Genomic DNA, 14501 nt, shown 5'->3' on the forward strand with positions numbered 1-14501 from the left:
TTCAGCCCACTCTATCGTCGCGTCCTGTCAGCTCGCCCTGCTGTCAGCAGAGATGACGCAAGGCCTGACGATCAGGCAAGGAACACGGGCGTTACCAGCCGAGGGCCTGTTTGACGAAGGGAATGGTGAGCTTGCGTTGCGCGGAGAGCGAGGCATTGTCGAGCTGGCTCATGGCGGCGAACAGGCCCGGCAGACTGCGCGGGCCGCGATGGAGGATATAGCGGGCGACTTCATCCGGTAGCGCAAGGCCGTGGTCACGCGCGCGCAGCTTGAGCGCTTCCAGCCGCTGGGCGTCATCAAGGCCAGAAAGATGGAAGGTGACCCCCCAGGAGAGCCGCGAGGCGAGATCTGGCAAGGTCGCGGGCAACAGGCGCGGCGCGCAGCTGGCACTGACCAGTAAATGGCGGCCACCATCCCGCAAGCGATTGTAGAGGTGGAACAGCGCCTCTTCCCAGCGCTTGCGCCCGATGACGCCATCAAGGTCATCAATCGCCACCAGATCCATCTCATCCAGCCCTTCCAGCATGTGCGGCGGAAAGTGACCTATCTCGTTAAGTGGCAGATAGAAGGCGCGCTTGCCCTGCTCACCGGCCAGATGACACGCCGCCTGCAACAAATGACTGCGACCACTCTGATCACCCCCCCACAGGTAGACGAACGGCTCCCCGCCGGGGGCAAGCTGCCCTTTGAGAGCCTCCGCCAGCGAGGTTGAGGTGAAGTGGTAGTTGCTGAAGGTGGCAGCGTCGCGTACCCCGACGCCGAGTGCCATCTGTCCCTGAGTCATTGCCATCCGTTGTGCTGTTTGTTATTGCCGTGATCAAGCATCACGCTGCTGCCCATCAATGCGTATCCTTCGACGATGCTATCTCTACCTCGCCGCCTGTTTCAGCGCTGGAGAGCACCACGCGGGAATCTCGCTGTTGATCATATAAAGTACTGTTTTTATAGCGATCTAGCAGATAACGCAAGACCACCATGATCACTGCTGCCATTGGCAATGCAAGCAAGATGCCGGTAAAGCCGAACAACTGTCCCCCTGCCATCACCGCGAAGATGACGGCGACCGGATGCAGTCCGATCTTGTCGCCCAGCAGCAGCGGTTGCAACACCACCCCTTCCAATAGCTGACCCAGCGCAAAGACACCGCCGACGGCCAGCAGCGCCCACCACTCCCCAAACTGGAAGAAGGCGACGGTCGCGGCGATCACCACCCCGACGATCACGCCCAGATAGGGCACGATGCTGGCAAGCCCGGCGATCAGCCCTATCAGCAGCGCAAACTTCAGGCCGATGATGGCAAGGCCGATGGCATAGACGATACCCAGCGCCAGCATCACCAGCAGCTGACCGCGCAGGAAGGCACCCAGCACCTCATCACAATCGTGGGCAAGCTTGGTGGCGGTGGGCTCCATGTGCCGCGGCAGCAAGGCTTGCAGCTTGTCCTTCATGCGGTCCCAGTCGAGCAGCAGATAGAAGGTGACGACGGGAATCAGCGCCATGTTGCCCAGCCAGATGGCCATCGCCAGCCCGGACTTGGAGACGGTACCCAGCAGCGCCGCCGCAAAGGTGCCGGTCTCTTTCCAGTTACCCAGTAGCAGGCCGCGCACCTGATCAAAGTCAGCGCTGAAATCCATGCCGGTGAATGACTGAATCTCAGGCAGTACGGTTTCTCGAATCCAGTTGAAGACCATCGGCATGAAGCTGATCAATTGTGCGAGCTGACGCCCCAGCAATGGCACCAGAATCAGCACGGCGATCAACAGCACCACCGATAGCACGCTGAATACCAGGCTGACGGCCAGACGTCGCGACAGGCCTCGCTCCTCCAGCCAGTCCGCCAGCGGATCACCGAGATAGGCGAGAATCATGCCGATGAAGAACGGCATCAGAATCGGTTCGAGCAGCACCAGCAATCCAATGAAGGCAATGCCCGCTGCCAACAACCACCATTTACGCTGCATCATTACTCCTTGGAAGGTGCCTGTATGGCGGCGATGCCATGTCACACTGAACAGATCATACCCGAATCGCCATTGTTGCCTGTCCCCGTGTCACTCACAAGGCACGGACGTGCCATCGCTGCGATGCCTTGCGCCTGACAAGCCGTGCAGACCTGCAACCTGTTCACATCATTCACATTTCAAAGGGTTTTTGTGAATCGGCACAGTGTCAGCCGTGAAGTGCAATGCTACAATAGCCGCCTTCAATTCCCCCCGATCGATCGTGTCTCACCGCCCAGGCCGCACCGACAGGAACCGCACATGACGCAACGCCCCCAGGATTCCACGCCCAGCAAGACCTCCCTGAGCTACAAGGACGCCGGTGTCGATATCGATGCAGGCAACGCCCTCGTAGAACGCATCAAGGGTGTCGCCAAGCGCACTCACCGCCCTGAAGTGATGGGTGGTTTGGGTGGCTTCGGCGCCCTGTGCGAACTGCCGGCCGGCTATCGCCAGCCTGTGCTGGTCACCGGTACTGACGGTGTCGGCACCAAGCTGCGCCTGGCCATGGACCTTGGCCGTCACGACACCATCGGCATCGACCTGGTCGCCATGTGCGTCAATGATCTGGTCGTTGCTGGTGCCGAGCCGCTGCAATTCCTAGACTATTACGCCACCGGCAAGCTCGATATCGACATCGCCGCTGACGTGGTGACAGGTATCGGTGAAGGCTGCCTGCTGTCTGGCTGTGCATTGGTCGGCGGTGAAACCGCTGAAATGCCGGGCATGTACGAAGGTAGCGACTACGACCTGGCCGGCTTCTGCGTCGGGGTGGTCGAGAAGTCAGAAATCCTCGATGGCAGCAAGGTCGGTGCCGGTGACGTCATCCTCGGTCTCGCCTCTTCCGGCCCGCACTCCAATGGCTATTCACTGATCCGCAAGATCCTTGAAGTCGCCGATGCATCTCTGCTGGAGCAGGACATCGACGGCCAGCCGCTGGCAGACGCCCTGATGGCCCCGACTCGCATCTACGTCAAGCCGTTGCTGTCACTGCTGCGCGAATCTGGCCTCAGCGTGCACGCCATGTCTCACATCACCGGTGGCGGCCTGCTGGAGAACATCCCGCGCGTACTGCCGAAGGATTGCACCGCCGAGATCGACATCGCCAGCTGGAAGCGTCCGGCCGTGTTCGATTGGCTGCAGCAGCAGGGCAATGTGGATGAGCACGAGATGCACCGCGTGCTGAACTGTGGCGTGGGCATGGTCGTTGTCGTGTCGGCCACTGATGCTGCCGCTGCCCGTGCGCACCTTGAAGCAAGTGGCGAGACTGTCTTCACCCTCGGCAGCATTCGCATGCGTCAGGGCGAGGAAGAACAGGTCCAACTGGAGAATCTGTCGGTATGATCGACCCGAATACCACATCCTCCGACGGCAGCACACTCGGCGGTTTCGGTAACGGCTTCGAAGCCGATGATACGGTGGAGCGCCCGAGCGTGGTGGTACTGATTTCCGGTAGCGGCAGTAATCTGCAAGCGCTACTGGAGGCTCAGGAGCATGACGAGCTGGGTGGCGACGTGGTTGCAGTCGTCTCCAACAAGGCCGATGCCTACGGGCTGGTACGTGCCCGTGAAGCGGGTATCGATGCCGTTGTACTGCCGCATGAGGAATACGACAGCCGCGACGCCTACGACAGCGCGTTGATCAAGGTCATCGAGCGTCACTCACCGGATCTCGTCGTGCTGGCTGGCTTCATGCGCATTCTGTCGCCGCTGTTCGTGCAGTACTTCTATGGCCGTCTGCTCAACATCCACCCGTCGTTGCTACCGGCCTGGCCGGGACTCGATACTCACCGCAAGGTGCTGGACGCCGGCGAGAGCGAGCACGGTGCCAGCGTGCATTTCGTCACCGAGACACTGGATGGCGGCCCTGTCGCGATTCAAGCGGTGGCTGACGTGCTGGACGGCGATGACGAGGCAAGCCTCAAGGAGCGCGTCCATACCCGTGAGCACCTGATCTACCCGATCGCGGTGCGCTGGGCACTGGAAGGCCGCTTGAAGCTTGCAGGCGATGTGGCGACGTTGGATGGCCACACCTTGCCGGTCGGTGGTCTGCGCCTGTCGCACGCCGATGTGGAAGAAGAACTCAGCGATGAGCTGCCGGAAGACGAAGAAGACTGATCAGACGCGCCGGCCCTGCTGGCGTTGCTGACAGACAGTACGAGCAACACGAAAAACGCCCTGCGACATTTCCTTGTCGCGGGGCGTTTTCTTTCATGCATGACCAGGAGGTGCATGACCAGGACATGCATGACCAGGACGTGCATGACTAGAATGTATAGCTGGCCCCCACCTCAAGGCGTGTACTGACCTCATCCCAGGTCTCGATGCCACCGCCAAGATGCAGCATGCCATTAGCCCCCAACTGCATCCGCCAGCCACCATCAAGGCGCACGTAGTTGTCGCTACCGCGATCAAGGTCATCAGCGCTGTAGGCGTTGGTCGGCAGGCTTGCCAGACGCACTTCAGCACTTTCGGCGTCATCATCCAACCGCTTGCCGTAGGCGAGCTCACCGTAGAGCCCGAAGCCATCAGCGATGGCGCGATCAACCATGAAGCCGGCCTCCACCCGCCTATCACGCAGCGTCTGAGATGAGACGATCAACGCATTGGCGGCAGAGCCTGACTCGGTGTAACCGTCGATATCTGATTCGGTATGGCGATAGGCGACAAATGGCGCGTTGTACCAGACGGAGTCAGCATCGGTCAGGCGATAATCCAGGCGTAGCTCTGCACTGAAGCCATCGCCTTCTGTCTCGCCCGATAGCGTGCGTGATGATTTGCCAAGCGCGACGGTGCGATCCAGGTCGTAAACGAAGTCCCCATAGCTGGCCACCGCTTGCATGCCGACCTTGCCTAGCTGCTGGCGTGCAAACAGACTGAACACCTGCCCATCCAATGCCAGATCACTACCATCATCCACATCGTAATCGGCAGTGCGACGACTGACGGACGCCCCGCCCCACGCCTCACCCCAGCCATTATCCAGCGACAGCATCACACCGACACCCGCACCGCGCTGCTCGCTATCAAAGCCTTGCTGGCCGGTGGAGGTCACACTGTCACCATCGCCCTGACTCGATGAGCCGACGGCAAACACCCTCACTCCCTTCTCTGCCCCTTTCAGCTGTGCGCCCGGTCGTAATTCATCCGAGAGGCTGCGCTGACTGGCATTGAGCGCACCACTGCCCAGCTGTGGCCCTATCCCAAGCACAGAGGGAGCAATCAACATGCCATAGGCGTAGTCAGCAAGAATCTCCTGCCCGGCAGTGGTCGGGTGCACGCTGTCATTGAAGAGCAGCTTGCTGGGATCTTCCTCGCTGCCGCCCAGCCCATAGTCACTGAGGTTGCAGCTGTCCGAAAAACACACTTGCGTCAGGTCTACATCGGTGGCGAAGCCAAACTCGGCGGGTGAAGCCAATACCTCAGCCAGGATGCCAACGGTATCCAGGCGAATGATGTTTACCTCGCCATCCAGTGCCGCGAGGCGTTCGCCCAGCGCATCATTGAAGACTGACACCAGTGCTGAGGAGCCCGCAGCCTGTGCCTCACCGGAGGACTGACCCGCTGGCGTACTGCCGACATCCGGCAGGTTGGAGACGATGATGGTGGTGGCACCGGCCGCCGCCAGTGCTTCCACCGCCGAGGCCAGATTGCCCGCCGAGGTTACCGCGGTCGACGCCGAGGTGATGATGCCCTGCAGGAAGTCATTGCCGCCGCCGTTGACGTAATAAAGAGCATCCGGATCGGCACTGCCGTCAGTGCTGACCAGATAGCCATCCTCGACGCGCAACACCGTACCTGCCCCTTCGCTGCCGACAGGAATCGCCACCGTGGAGCCATCCTCATCAGTGACCGAGGCCAGAATCTGCTCAGTGGTATAGCCGCCCACCGCGTAGTTGGTGCCGTCGGTGAAACCGGCCAGTTGATAGATGATCGAAGTGGAGGGGTCTGACGCGAGGCCCAGCTCCGAGGCCAGAAGCTGAGTCGAGACGCTGCCGTAGGAGGAATTCTCGTAATCCGGTCCGCTGCGATTGGTGAAACGCAGGCTATTGAGACCCCCGAGATCCGTGTCGGGGAACTGACCGGAGTCACTCAGACTGTCACCAAAGATATAGATGCTGGAGTAGGCTTGTGCTGGCGAGGCCAGCAGCGCACTGCTGATGGCGAGCACCAGGCTGCTCAAGGTGAAGTGTGTGGCGAACCCACGACTCTTGCTGCGTGATCCAGATGACATGATGTGCCCCTTGCTCGAATTTTTATTGGCGCAGGCCGTCAAGGCGGCCCACTCACAGCATAGGCACCACACATTCAATTGAATCGGTTGTTTCATACGACTTCAGACTAATGTGAGACTGGCTTGGCGGCGGAATCTCGGGCATAAAAAAACGCGCCTCCGAAGAGGCGCGTCATTGCACTGCCATCGTGATCAAGCGCGCGGCAGTGTCACGCCACGCTGGCCCTGATACTTGCCACCACGATCCTTGTAGCTTGTCTCGCAGATCTCGTCAGACTCGAGGAACAGCATCTGCGCCACGCCTTCGTTGGCATAGATACGCGCCGGAAGGTTGGTGGTGTTGGAGAATTCGAGTGTCACATGGCCTTCCCACTCCGGCTCCAGTGGCGTCACATTGACGATGATGCCGCAGCGCGCGTAGGTCGACTTGCCCAGACAGATGGTCAGTACGTTACGCGGAATACGGAAATATTCGACGGTACGCGCCAGGGCGAAGGAGTTGGGCGGAATCACGCAGGAATCGCCCTTCACATCGACGAAGCTCTTCTCATCGAAGTGCTTCGGATCAACGATCACGGAATGGATATTCGTGAAGACCTTGAACTCATCCGAACAGCGCACATCGTAGCCGTAGCTTGAGGTGCCGTAGGAAATCACACGACGCTCGTCGTGAAAGCGCACCTGATCAGGCTCAAAGGGTTCGATCATGTCGTGGCCTTCCGCCATGCGACGGATCCACTTGTCGGATTTGATGCTCATCGAGCGTACCTGACTGACTGATGGGATAAAGACGCCTGAGCGTCATGTAGAAGCGGGCCAGCATGATACCGGCCCGCTACGCGCCTGAAAACCGCTACGCCGTTGGAAACCGGCGGCTCAGCTGAAGCTGATGCTCGGTCCTTGCTCGGCATCGGCACCTTCCAGTGCCTCGGCTACCTGACGTGCAATCGCGCGGAAGGTGGCGGCCACTTCACCGTCAGGCTCTGCGATGACGCTCGGGCGACCGCCATCGGCATTGGCACGGATGCTCAGGGTCAACGGCAGCTGACCCAACAGGCGTGTTTCATACTCACCGGCGATACGCTCACCGCCGCCCGCCCCGAAGACCGCTTCGGTATGGCCACACTGAGAGCAGGTATGCGTGCTCATGTTCTCGACCACACCCAACACCGGCACCTTGACCTTACGGAACATCTCGATGCCCTTCTGCGCATCCAGCAAGGCGATATCCTGCGGTGTCGTCACGATGACCGCACCGGAGACCGGCACCTTCTGTGACAACGTCAACTGGATATCACCGGTGCCCGGCGGCATGTCGATCAACAGGATGTCCAGCTCGCCCCAGGCCGTCTGGTTCAGCAGCTGCTGGAAGGCGCCCGCAACCATCGGGCCACGCCAGACCATCGGGTCTTTGACATCGACCAGATAGGCCATCGACATGGTCTTGATACCGTGGGCGATGATAGGACTGAAGACCTGCTCACCGGCCATTTCCGGACGCTGACCTGTCGGCACGCCAAACATCTGCGCCTGACTCGGACCATAGATGTCGGCGTCGAGCAGGCCGACCTTGAGACCTTCTGCGGCCAGAGCCAGGGCCAGGTTGGCAGTGACAGTCGATTTACCGACGCCACCCTTGCCAGACGCAACCGCGACGATGTGCTTGATGCCTTCCATATCTTGAGACTCCTGTAACGCCCTGCGCGTCGCGCGCTCCGAGCTTCAATAGCGAGGAGGAACGACTGGCGCAGGTCGTCTGAACTGTCAGCGAAAATGAGCTGTGGAATACGATGCGCACAGTATGCCTGCCCTCCGCGACGGGAGCCAACCCGTCTGGATAGCGTCAACTCTTCAGCGCCAGTCGCATGCCAGTGATGCATCGACTCTGCATGGCGATGAGCAAATCAGAAGCGCACATCGACCGGCAGGAAGCGCCACTCGCCCGGTGCCATCCGACCCAGGGTGATGGCACCGACACGCAAACGACGCACTTCGTTCACCTTGAGGCCTTGCGCCTCAACCGCCGCGCGAATACCACCCGGCGGCACGCGCTTCATCGCGATGCGCAGGCGAATATCACTCTGCCAGCTGATGCTGACCTTGGGCTTGCGTCCGCGAATGTCGGCACACAGTGCATAGCCGATGCGCCTGAGGCCTTCTTCATCCAGCTCACCTTCTACTTCGACGATGTATTCCTGCTCCAGCTGGTCCAGGTCAGCGCCCAACTTGCGAATGACGCCGCGATTCTGCGACCAGACTGCCAGTCCTGACTCCCCTTCGCCCAGCTCTGCCAGCGGTTGTTGCGACAGGAAATGTACCTTGAGCCAGTCTGCACCGCTGTTATCCAGTGCACTGCGTGGCGCACCATCGCGAAGCGTCAGCGGATCGACCTGTTCTTCACCAGGCGCCTGATACCACACCAGACTCAAGGGCTCGATGGGCTCCATGCTGGCGCCTTCATCGACAGTGACCACTTCATCGGTGACCTTGAAGAACGGCGCTTCGACAATCTCTCCCGCGACACGCACCACACCACAGGCGATGAGGTGCTCGGCCTCACGGCGCGAGATCCCCTGCTGATGGGAAAGAAACTTGGACAGACGGACGGGTTCGGTCATGGAGGAGACTCTCAAAGCGGCAACGCAAAAAACACGCAGAAGGTGGGGATGCCTGACGGGCGATCACAAATAGCCGGCCATGATAACGACATGCGCCAACGATGGCACGGCCGAATGATGATGCAGTGGGATCGCTCAACACCTGTCGTAGGCGTCTTGTCATGAGAAATGATACTCTGTCGGGTCGCTCACAGCGTGCGCAACGTGACAACGCTGCTCAATGCAGCACGGAACCCTTTGCGCTGGACACCGTCAGAGTTACGTTGAACTGTGCTGAACAAGAACTGTGCTTAACAGAACTGCGTTGAAGCCATTCATGGGTCATGCCGACATGGAGTCAGGCAGACTATCGGACTTGTCCGTAAAATGCCGCCGTGGAAGACAGGCGGTGACTGCCGGATCGATCGGCCAGCGATTCATCAGGATGAGTGGTTCCACCTCATCTGAATAGACATCGCGCGCCGCCAAATCTCTCCATGTTCCTCAGGTCATGTTCCCCAAATCATGCCCTAAGGTCATGTTCACAGGTAATTCGTATGCGTCTACCCCCTTTCATGCGCCACCCGTCATGCACTACTCGTACTCTACGCCACCTGGTACTGGTCTTCGGTCTGACCCTGACAGCCGGTTGCTCTGCTCCGCAGGCTTCCGATACGCTCTCGGTCGCAACGCCAGTGAGTGCTACCGCCAAGGCAAAACGCCTCGAAAGCTTGTTGGTACAGGGTGAGGCCCAGTCCGACATACCCGACGACCTGCTGATCTCCAAGGCCAGTGCACGCGCGATTGATCCCAACGGCCAACGACCGCTGGATGATCCACTGACCTGCCTGGCCCGGGCTGCCTACTGGGAAGCCAAGGGCGAAGGCAAGAGCGGCATGCAGGGCATCGTCAATGTCGTGATCAACCGCGCCGCAGATCCACGCTTCCCAGACAGCCTGTGTGGTGTGGTCAAGCAAGGCGGCGAAACGGGTAGCTGCCAGTTCTCGTGGTGGTGCGACGGTCGCTCGGACGACGTACACGAACTCGAAGCCTACGCGCAGGCACGTGACGTGGCACGCCAGGCGCTCAATCAGCAACTGGAAGATACCACTGATGGCGCGCTCTACTTCCACGCACGCTACGCCACGCCCTATTGGGCCAAGCGTTTCGTGCGCACCGCACGTATCGGACAGCATCTGTTCTATCGCAACTAGCCATCAAATCGCCATGAAAAAGCCCGTCATGCAGTAAGCATGGCGGGCTTTTTCATGGCACCGTCCACTGATCAACTGCCAGGCTGCGCGGCAAGCTTGGTGCGAATGAACTCGCTGTGACTGACGTGCAACAGTCCGGCGAGACGCCGGATACGGTGCTCTTCATGAGCAGCCAGCTCGCCATCGGCGTACGCCAGCTCCCACATCATGCCGATCAGCTCGGTACGCTCCTCAAGGCTCATGTGGTCATTGACCTGCTTGACGAAACGATAGTGGTCAGTCGCCTTCTCCACATCGTGTTCAGCCTTTGCCAGCAGACTGGCCAGCTCATCATCAGCGAGCGAAAAGCGCTCGGCCAGCTGACCCGCCAATGCCTTGCGTTCTCGGGCATCCAGTACACCATCGGCATGAGCCACCTCGAACAGCAACACTGCCATCGAGAGCTCTGGACCGGGTACATCATTGGGGGTGGCATTGCTGCCGGGCGCCATCACCTGGCGGATAAGGCGATTTATCTGGCCGGCGACGGATAACGTGCTGGGCATGAAATACCTCCACTGTCGTGAGCTGAACGAACATGACCTGAATCATCATGATCCACTCTCTTGATGGGGGCCCTCGCGCGCGATTCGAAGTACGGGTCGCGCATGCCGGCGTTGCCGGTTACGCGACACCCCTTCGCGCCGCCTACACCTTCGCGATATAGTACCCGCATCCCGACGGGCCAGCCTTGGCAGCCCGAATCACGAGTCATTCCGGCAAGCCTCTGCTGTCCGTGCAGTAGGCGCCCTTTACCATCAAGACGAGGCCTCATGTCAGCGCGCAAGATTCTGGTCACCAGTGCCCTGCCCTACGCCAACGGGTCGATCCATCTGGGTCACCTGCTTGAGTACATTCAGACGGATATCTGGGTACGCTTCCAGAAAAGCCGTGGCCACGAATGTCATTACGTGTGTGCCGACGATGCCCACGGCACCGCCATCATGTTGCGTGCCGAACTGGAAGGCGTGACCGCTGAGCAGTTGATTCAGCGCGTGAGTGACGAGCACCAGGCCGACTTCGCCAAGTTCGGTGTGGGCTTTGACAACTACCATTCCACGCATTCCCCGGAAAACCGCGCCCACAGCGAGCGTATCTATCTGGCGCTGCGTGACGCGGGTCATATCGCCACACGTGACATCGAGCAGATGTTCGATCCGGTCAAGGGCCTGTTCCTCGCCGATCGCTTCATCAAGGGCACCTGCCCGAAGTGCAAGACCGAAGACCAGTACGGCGACAACTGTGAAGCCTGCGGCGCAGCCTATACGCCGGCGGAACTGATCAATCCTGTCTCGGCCATCTCCGGCGCGACACCGGAAATGCGCACCTCCAAACACTACTTCTTCAAGCTGCCGAACTTCGAAGGCTTCCTGAAGGAGTGGACGAAGAGCGGCCGCGTGCAGAGCCAGATCTCCAACAAGCTGCAGGAGTGGTTCGAGGCGGGCCTGGCCGAGTGGGATATCTCCCGCGACGCACCTTACTTCGGCTTCGAGATTCCGGACGCACCGGGCAAGTATTTCTATGTCTGGCTGGATGCGCCGATCGGCTATCTGGCCAGCTTCCAGAATCTGTGCGAGCGTGAAGGCCTCGACTTCGACAGCTACTGGAACGCCGATTCCGACGCCGAAGTGCACCACTTCATCGGCAAGGACATCGTCTATTTCCACGCCCTGTTCTGGCCGGCGATGCTGGAAGGCGCCGGCATGCGCACGCCGTCCAGCGTCAACTGCCACGGCTTCGTGACCGTGAATGGCGCCAAGATGTCCAAGTCGCGCGGCACCTTCATCAAGGCCGATACCTACGCGCAGTTCCTGAATCCGGAATACCTGCGTTACTACTTTGCTGCCAAGCTGACGGCGGGTGTGGATGATCTTGACCTCAATCTCGACGACTTCACGGCACGCGTGAATTCAGATCTGGTCGGCAAGGTGGTCAACATCGCCAGTCGCTGCGCCGGGTTCGTCAAGAAGTTCGGCGACAGCAAGCTCTCCGAGATCTGTGCCGAGCCTGAGCTGGTCAACCGCTTCATCGTCGCCGGTGAAGGCATCGCGGCTGACTTCGAAGCCCGTGAATTCGCCCGCGCCATGCGCAAGGTGATGGAGTTGGCCGATGAAGCCAATACCTACATCGCCGACAAGGCGCCGTGGGCCATGGCCAAGGAAGACGGCCGCGAGCAGGAAGTGCTTGAGGTCTGCTCCGTGGGTATCAACCTGTTCCGCCAGCTGATGGTCTATCTGGCACCGGTCATCCCGACGCTGACCGACAAGGCGCGCGAGTTCCTGAATGTCGAGAGCCTCGATTGGGCCAGCCGTGAAGTCGTGCTGACCGGTCACGCGATCAACAAGTTCACACCGCTGCTGACCCGCGTAGAGCCGGCGCTCATCGACAAGATGCTCGAGGCCTCGCGCGAAGTGCTGGTCGAGGAGCAGAAGATCAAGGACGGTAGCGCCAAGGCAGAGGCTGCAGCGCAAAGTGCCTTGGAAGCAGACCCGATCGCGGACGAGATCGACTTCGATACCTTCATGAAGACCGACCTGCGAGTGGCAAAGATCGTCAAGGCAGAGCACGTCGAGAAGGCCGCCAAACTGCTCAAGCTGACACTGGATATCGGTGGCGAAACCCGCACCGTATTCTCCGGCATCAAGTCTGCGTATGCACCGGAAGCGCTGGAAGGCCGCATGACCGTGATGGTGGCCAACCTTGCACCGCGCAAGATGCGCTTCGGTATCTCCGAAGGCATGGTGCTGGCCGCCGGTGACGACGAAGGCATTTACCTGCTGGAACCGCATACTGGTGCCAAGCCGGGGCAGCGTGTGACCTGATCCACTGATGACCGAAAGCTGAGAGCCTTTCAGTAAAACGCCCCGCCAGAGTCTCTTTGGCGGGGCGTTTTCGTTCATCACTCAAATACATCATCTGCACCGACGATGACTATTCGTAACGGCGGCCCGCGTGCTCAAGCCAGCCATCCACATGCCGACCACCGGGATCATGATGCGTCCAGTGAATGACGCCGCCCTTGTCGTTCCACTCATACTCGCCGTAGAAACTGATGCGATCGCCAACCTTGAGGCTATCGATGCGCGGCGCGAGATCGATATTGTGCGCCACCAGAATGGTCGTCCCCCCCGCCACACGCATCAGGAATTTCTGATGACGACTGCCTTTCAGATCATCTCGGAGCAGACGTGTCACCGCGCCCTCCCCACGTACCTGCACATCGCTCTGCTGAGCGCTGATGGCGCGACGCAGACGGCTTTCATCCGCGGTAGCGGTGCCCGCACCCTGGGCAACCTCAGCGCTCGGTGACTGGAAGCCACTCCACAACTGGGAGAGCGAGAAGTTGCCATTGCCAGACAGCTGGGAGATGCCCGCCATGACGACCACGATAATGATGACCCATAACGGCCGCCTGCCCCGTGAACCTGACCCACGCATACCCCACTCCTTGCTGATGGAAAGTTTCTGACACACACCATGATAAAAAAGTAATAAAGGAATTCTTCTTTATTACTTCAAGAGCCAAGCAAAACGCGAAACAATAGCTGTCACATACTGGCAACAGTGCGCCTTGATTGCCACGCTACAGGCTGTCGGCTCGCAACATCTTGCGTATAATACGCCGCGGCTGGCAGTCACTTCGCCAGATCGCTTCCTGACAGCGTGCGGCAGATCAGCAGTGACATGATTGCAGCCTGAACGCTGACGACTGCCCGTGCAGCAGAGCACTGCCATACGCTATCGTGATTGCATGCAAGCGCGTGTGAATACGTGCGGCAACATGACAGCGAAAAGAAGAGTGTCTTCGAAATACCCTGACCGAGCGACGCCCCTGATGAGTGAATACCTTCTTATCCTGATCAGCACCATCCTGGTCAACAATTTTGTACTGGTGCAGTTCCTCGGCCTATGCCCTTTCATGGGGGTTTCCAACAAGCTCGAGTCGGCAATGGGCATGTCACTGGCGACGACCTTCGTGCTGACGCTGTCGTCGATGTGCGCCTACCTCACCTATCACTACATCCTCGCCCCACTGGGGCTTGAGTATCTGCGCACCATCGCCTTCATCATGGTGATTGCCGTCGTCGTTCAGTTCACCGAGATGGTGGTCAAGAAAACCAGTCCGCTGCTCTATCAGGTACTCGGTATCTTCCTGCCACTGATCACCACCAACTGCGCGGTACTCGGCGTGGCGTTGCTGACGCTGAATCGAAATTCCAGCTTCATGGAAGCCACTTTGTATGGCTTTGGCGCCGCCGTCGGCTTCTCTCTGGTGCTAGTGCTGTTCGCCGCCATGCGCGAACGCTTGGCAGCTGCCGATGTACCGCGTCCTTTTCAGGGGCCGGCTATCGCGATGGTCACTGCCAGCTTGATGTCGCTGGCCTTCCTCGGCTTCTCTGGACTGGTGCAGATCTGAC

The 14501-nt window shown here is 59.6% G+C and carries 12 protein-coding genes and 1 pseudogene; 5 read left to right on the forward strand and 8 right to left on the reverse strand.

The features are described from left to right. Positions 1–91: 91 nt before the first annotated feature. Together hda and GQR90_RS11795 are read right to left on the reverse strand one after the other, a co-directional pair. Positions 92–790, reverse strand: a complete 699-nt coding sequence (gene hda, locus GQR90_RS11790) for a DnaA regulatory inactivator Hda (RefSeq protein ID WP_158774286.1) — start codon at positions 788–790, stop codon at positions 92–94. 49 nt (positions 791–839) lie between these two features. Further along, positions 840–1961: an AI-2E family transporter gene (locus GQR90_RS11795; RefSeq protein WP_158774287.1), complete on the reverse strand. Its 1122-nt coding sequence runs from the start codon at positions 1959–1961 to the stop codon at positions 840–842. Positions 1962–2261: 300 nt separating this feature from the next. On the opposite strand from GQR90_RS11795, the gene purM reads away from it, so the two are divergent. Both purM and purN read left to right on the forward strand, forming a co-directional pair. Then, positions 2262–3344 carry a phosphoribosylformylglycinamidine cyclo-ligase gene (gene purM / locus GQR90_RS11800; RefSeq protein ID WP_158774288.1) on the forward strand — a complete coding sequence of 361 codons (1083 nt, stop codon included), beginning with the start codon at positions 2262–2264 and terminating at the stop codon, positions 3342–3344. Further along, positions 3341–4117, forward strand: coding sequence for a phosphoribosylglycinamide formyltransferase (gene purN / locus GQR90_RS11805; protein ID WP_158774289.1), 777 nt, complete (start codon positions 3341–3343; stop codon positions 4115–4117). The genes purM and purN overlap by 4 nt, the downstream gene beginning before the upstream one ends. Positions 4118–4265: 148 nt before the next feature. Here the strand turns inward: purN and GQR90_RS11810 are convergent, their stop codons facing one another. The 4 genes and pseudogenes from GQR90_RS11810 to GQR90_RS11825 all read right to left on the reverse strand — a co-directional run bounded on the left by GQR90_RS11810 (position 4266) and on the right by GQR90_RS11825 (position 8851). Continuing rightward, positions 4266–6233 carry an autotransporter domain-containing protein gene (locus tag GQR90_RS11810; RefSeq protein WP_158774290.1) on the reverse strand — a complete coding sequence of 656 codons (1968 nt, stop codon included), beginning with the start codon at positions 6231–6233 and terminating at the stop codon, positions 4266–4268. Between the two features lie 192 nt (positions 6234–6425). Further along, positions 6426–6992 carry a dCTP deaminase gene (gene dcd / locus GQR90_RS11815; RefSeq protein ID WP_158774291.1) on the reverse strand — a complete coding sequence of 189 codons (567 nt, stop codon included), beginning with the start codon at positions 6990–6992 and terminating at the stop codon, positions 6426–6428. A 117-nt stretch (positions 6993–7109) separates the two neighbouring features. Beyond that, positions 7110–7931, reverse strand: a pseudogene (gene apbC, locus GQR90_RS11820) (iron-sulfur cluster carrier protein ApbC); the annotation flags it as partial. A 206-nt stretch (positions 7932–8137) separates the two neighbouring features. Further along, the gene (locus tag GQR90_RS11825; protein ID WP_158774293.1) at positions 8138–8851 is read right to left on the reverse strand and encodes an RNA pseudouridine synthase; all 714 of its coding nucleotides are present in this window, start codon (positions 8849–8851) and stop codon (positions 8138–8140) included. 536 nt (positions 8852–9387) lie between these two features. On the opposite strand from GQR90_RS11825, the gene GQR90_RS11830 reads away from it, so the two are divergent. After that, positions 9388–10044 (forward strand): cell wall hydrolase, encoded by a 657-nt coding sequence (locus tag GQR90_RS11830; protein WP_158774294.1) that lies wholly within the window; start codon positions 9388–9390, stop codon positions 10042–10044. 71 nt (positions 10045–10115) lie between these two features. Here the strand turns inward: GQR90_RS11830 and GQR90_RS11835 are convergent, their stop codons facing one another. After that, positions 10116–10589, reverse strand: coding sequence for a tellurite resistance TerB family protein (locus tag GQR90_RS11835; RefSeq protein ID WP_158774295.1), 474 nt, complete (start codon positions 10587–10589; stop codon positions 10116–10118). 267 nt (positions 10590–10856) lie between these two features. Here GQR90_RS11835 and metG point away from each other — a divergent pair, with 267 nt between their 5' ends. Beyond that, positions 10857–12905 carry a methionine--tRNA ligase gene (gene metG / locus GQR90_RS11840; protein ID WP_158774296.1) on the forward strand — a complete coding sequence of 683 codons (2049 nt, stop codon included), beginning with the start codon at positions 10857–10859 and terminating at the stop codon, positions 12903–12905. 109 nt (positions 12906–13014) lie between these two features. Here the strand turns inward: metG and GQR90_RS11845 are convergent, their stop codons facing one another. After that, positions 13015–13521 carry a DUF3465 domain-containing protein gene (locus GQR90_RS11845; protein WP_233266264.1) on the reverse strand — a complete coding sequence of 169 codons (507 nt, stop codon included), beginning with the start codon at positions 13519–13521 and terminating at the stop codon, positions 13015–13017. 397 nt (positions 13522–13918) lie between these two features. Here GQR90_RS11845 and rsxA point away from each other — a divergent pair, with 397 nt between their 5' ends. Next, complete coding sequence (gene rsxA / locus GQR90_RS11850) at positions 13919–14500, forward strand: electron transport complex subunit RsxA (RefSeq protein WP_158774297.1); 582 nt, start codon at positions 13919–13921, stop codon at positions 14498–14500. Position 14501 lies beyond the last annotated feature (1 nt).

It is taken from the genome of Cobetia sp. L2A1 (assembly GCF_009796845.1).
In the GTDB taxonomy this organism is placed as follows: Bacteria; Pseudomonadota; Gammaproteobacteria; order Pseudomonadales; family Halomonadaceae; genus Cobetia.

Coding starts and splice junctions, on each gene's coding strand:
- hda (WP_158774286.1), bottom strand. CDS start 790: ATGGCAATGACTCAGGGACAGATGGCACTCGGCGTCGGGGTACGCGAC.
- GQR90_RS11795 (WP_158774287.1), bottom strand. CDS start 1,961: ATGCAGCGTAAATGGTGGTTGTTGGCAGCGGGCATTGCCTTCATTGGA.
- purM (WP_158774288.1), top strand. CDS start 2,262: ATGACGCAACGCCCCCAGGATTCCACGCCCAGCAAGACCTCCCTGAGC.
- purN (WP_158774289.1), top strand. CDS start 3,341: ATGATCGACCCGAATACCACATCCTCCGACGGCAGCACACTCGGCGGT.
- GQR90_RS11810 (WP_158774290.1), bottom strand. CDS start 6,233: ATGTCATCTGGATCACGCAGCAAGAGTCGTGGGTTCGCCACACACTTC.
- dcd (WP_158774291.1), bottom strand. CDS start 6,992: ATGAGCATCAAATCCGACAAGTGGATCCGTCGCATGGCGGAAGGCCAC.
- GQR90_RS11825 (WP_158774293.1), bottom strand. CDS start 8,851: ATGACCGAACCCGTCCGTCTGTCCAAGTTTCTTTCCCATCAGCAGGGG.
- GQR90_RS11830 (WP_158774294.1), top strand. CDS start 9,388: ATGCGTCTACCCCCTTTCATGCGCCACCCGTCATGCACTACTCGTACT.
- GQR90_RS11835 (WP_158774295.1), bottom strand. CDS start 10,589: ATGCCCAGCACGTTATCCGTCGCCGGCCAGATAAATCGCCTTATCCGC.
- metG (WP_158774296.1), top strand. CDS start 10,857: ATGTCAGCGCGCAAGATTCTGGTCACCAGTGCCCTGCCCTACGCCAAC.
- GQR90_RS11845 (WP_233266264.1), bottom strand. CDS start 13,521: ATGCGTGGGTCAGGTTCACGGGGCAGGCGGCCGTTATGGGTCATCATT.
- rsxA (WP_158774297.1), top strand. CDS start 13,919: ATGAGTGAATACCTTCTTATCCTGATCAGCACCATCCTGGTCAACAAT.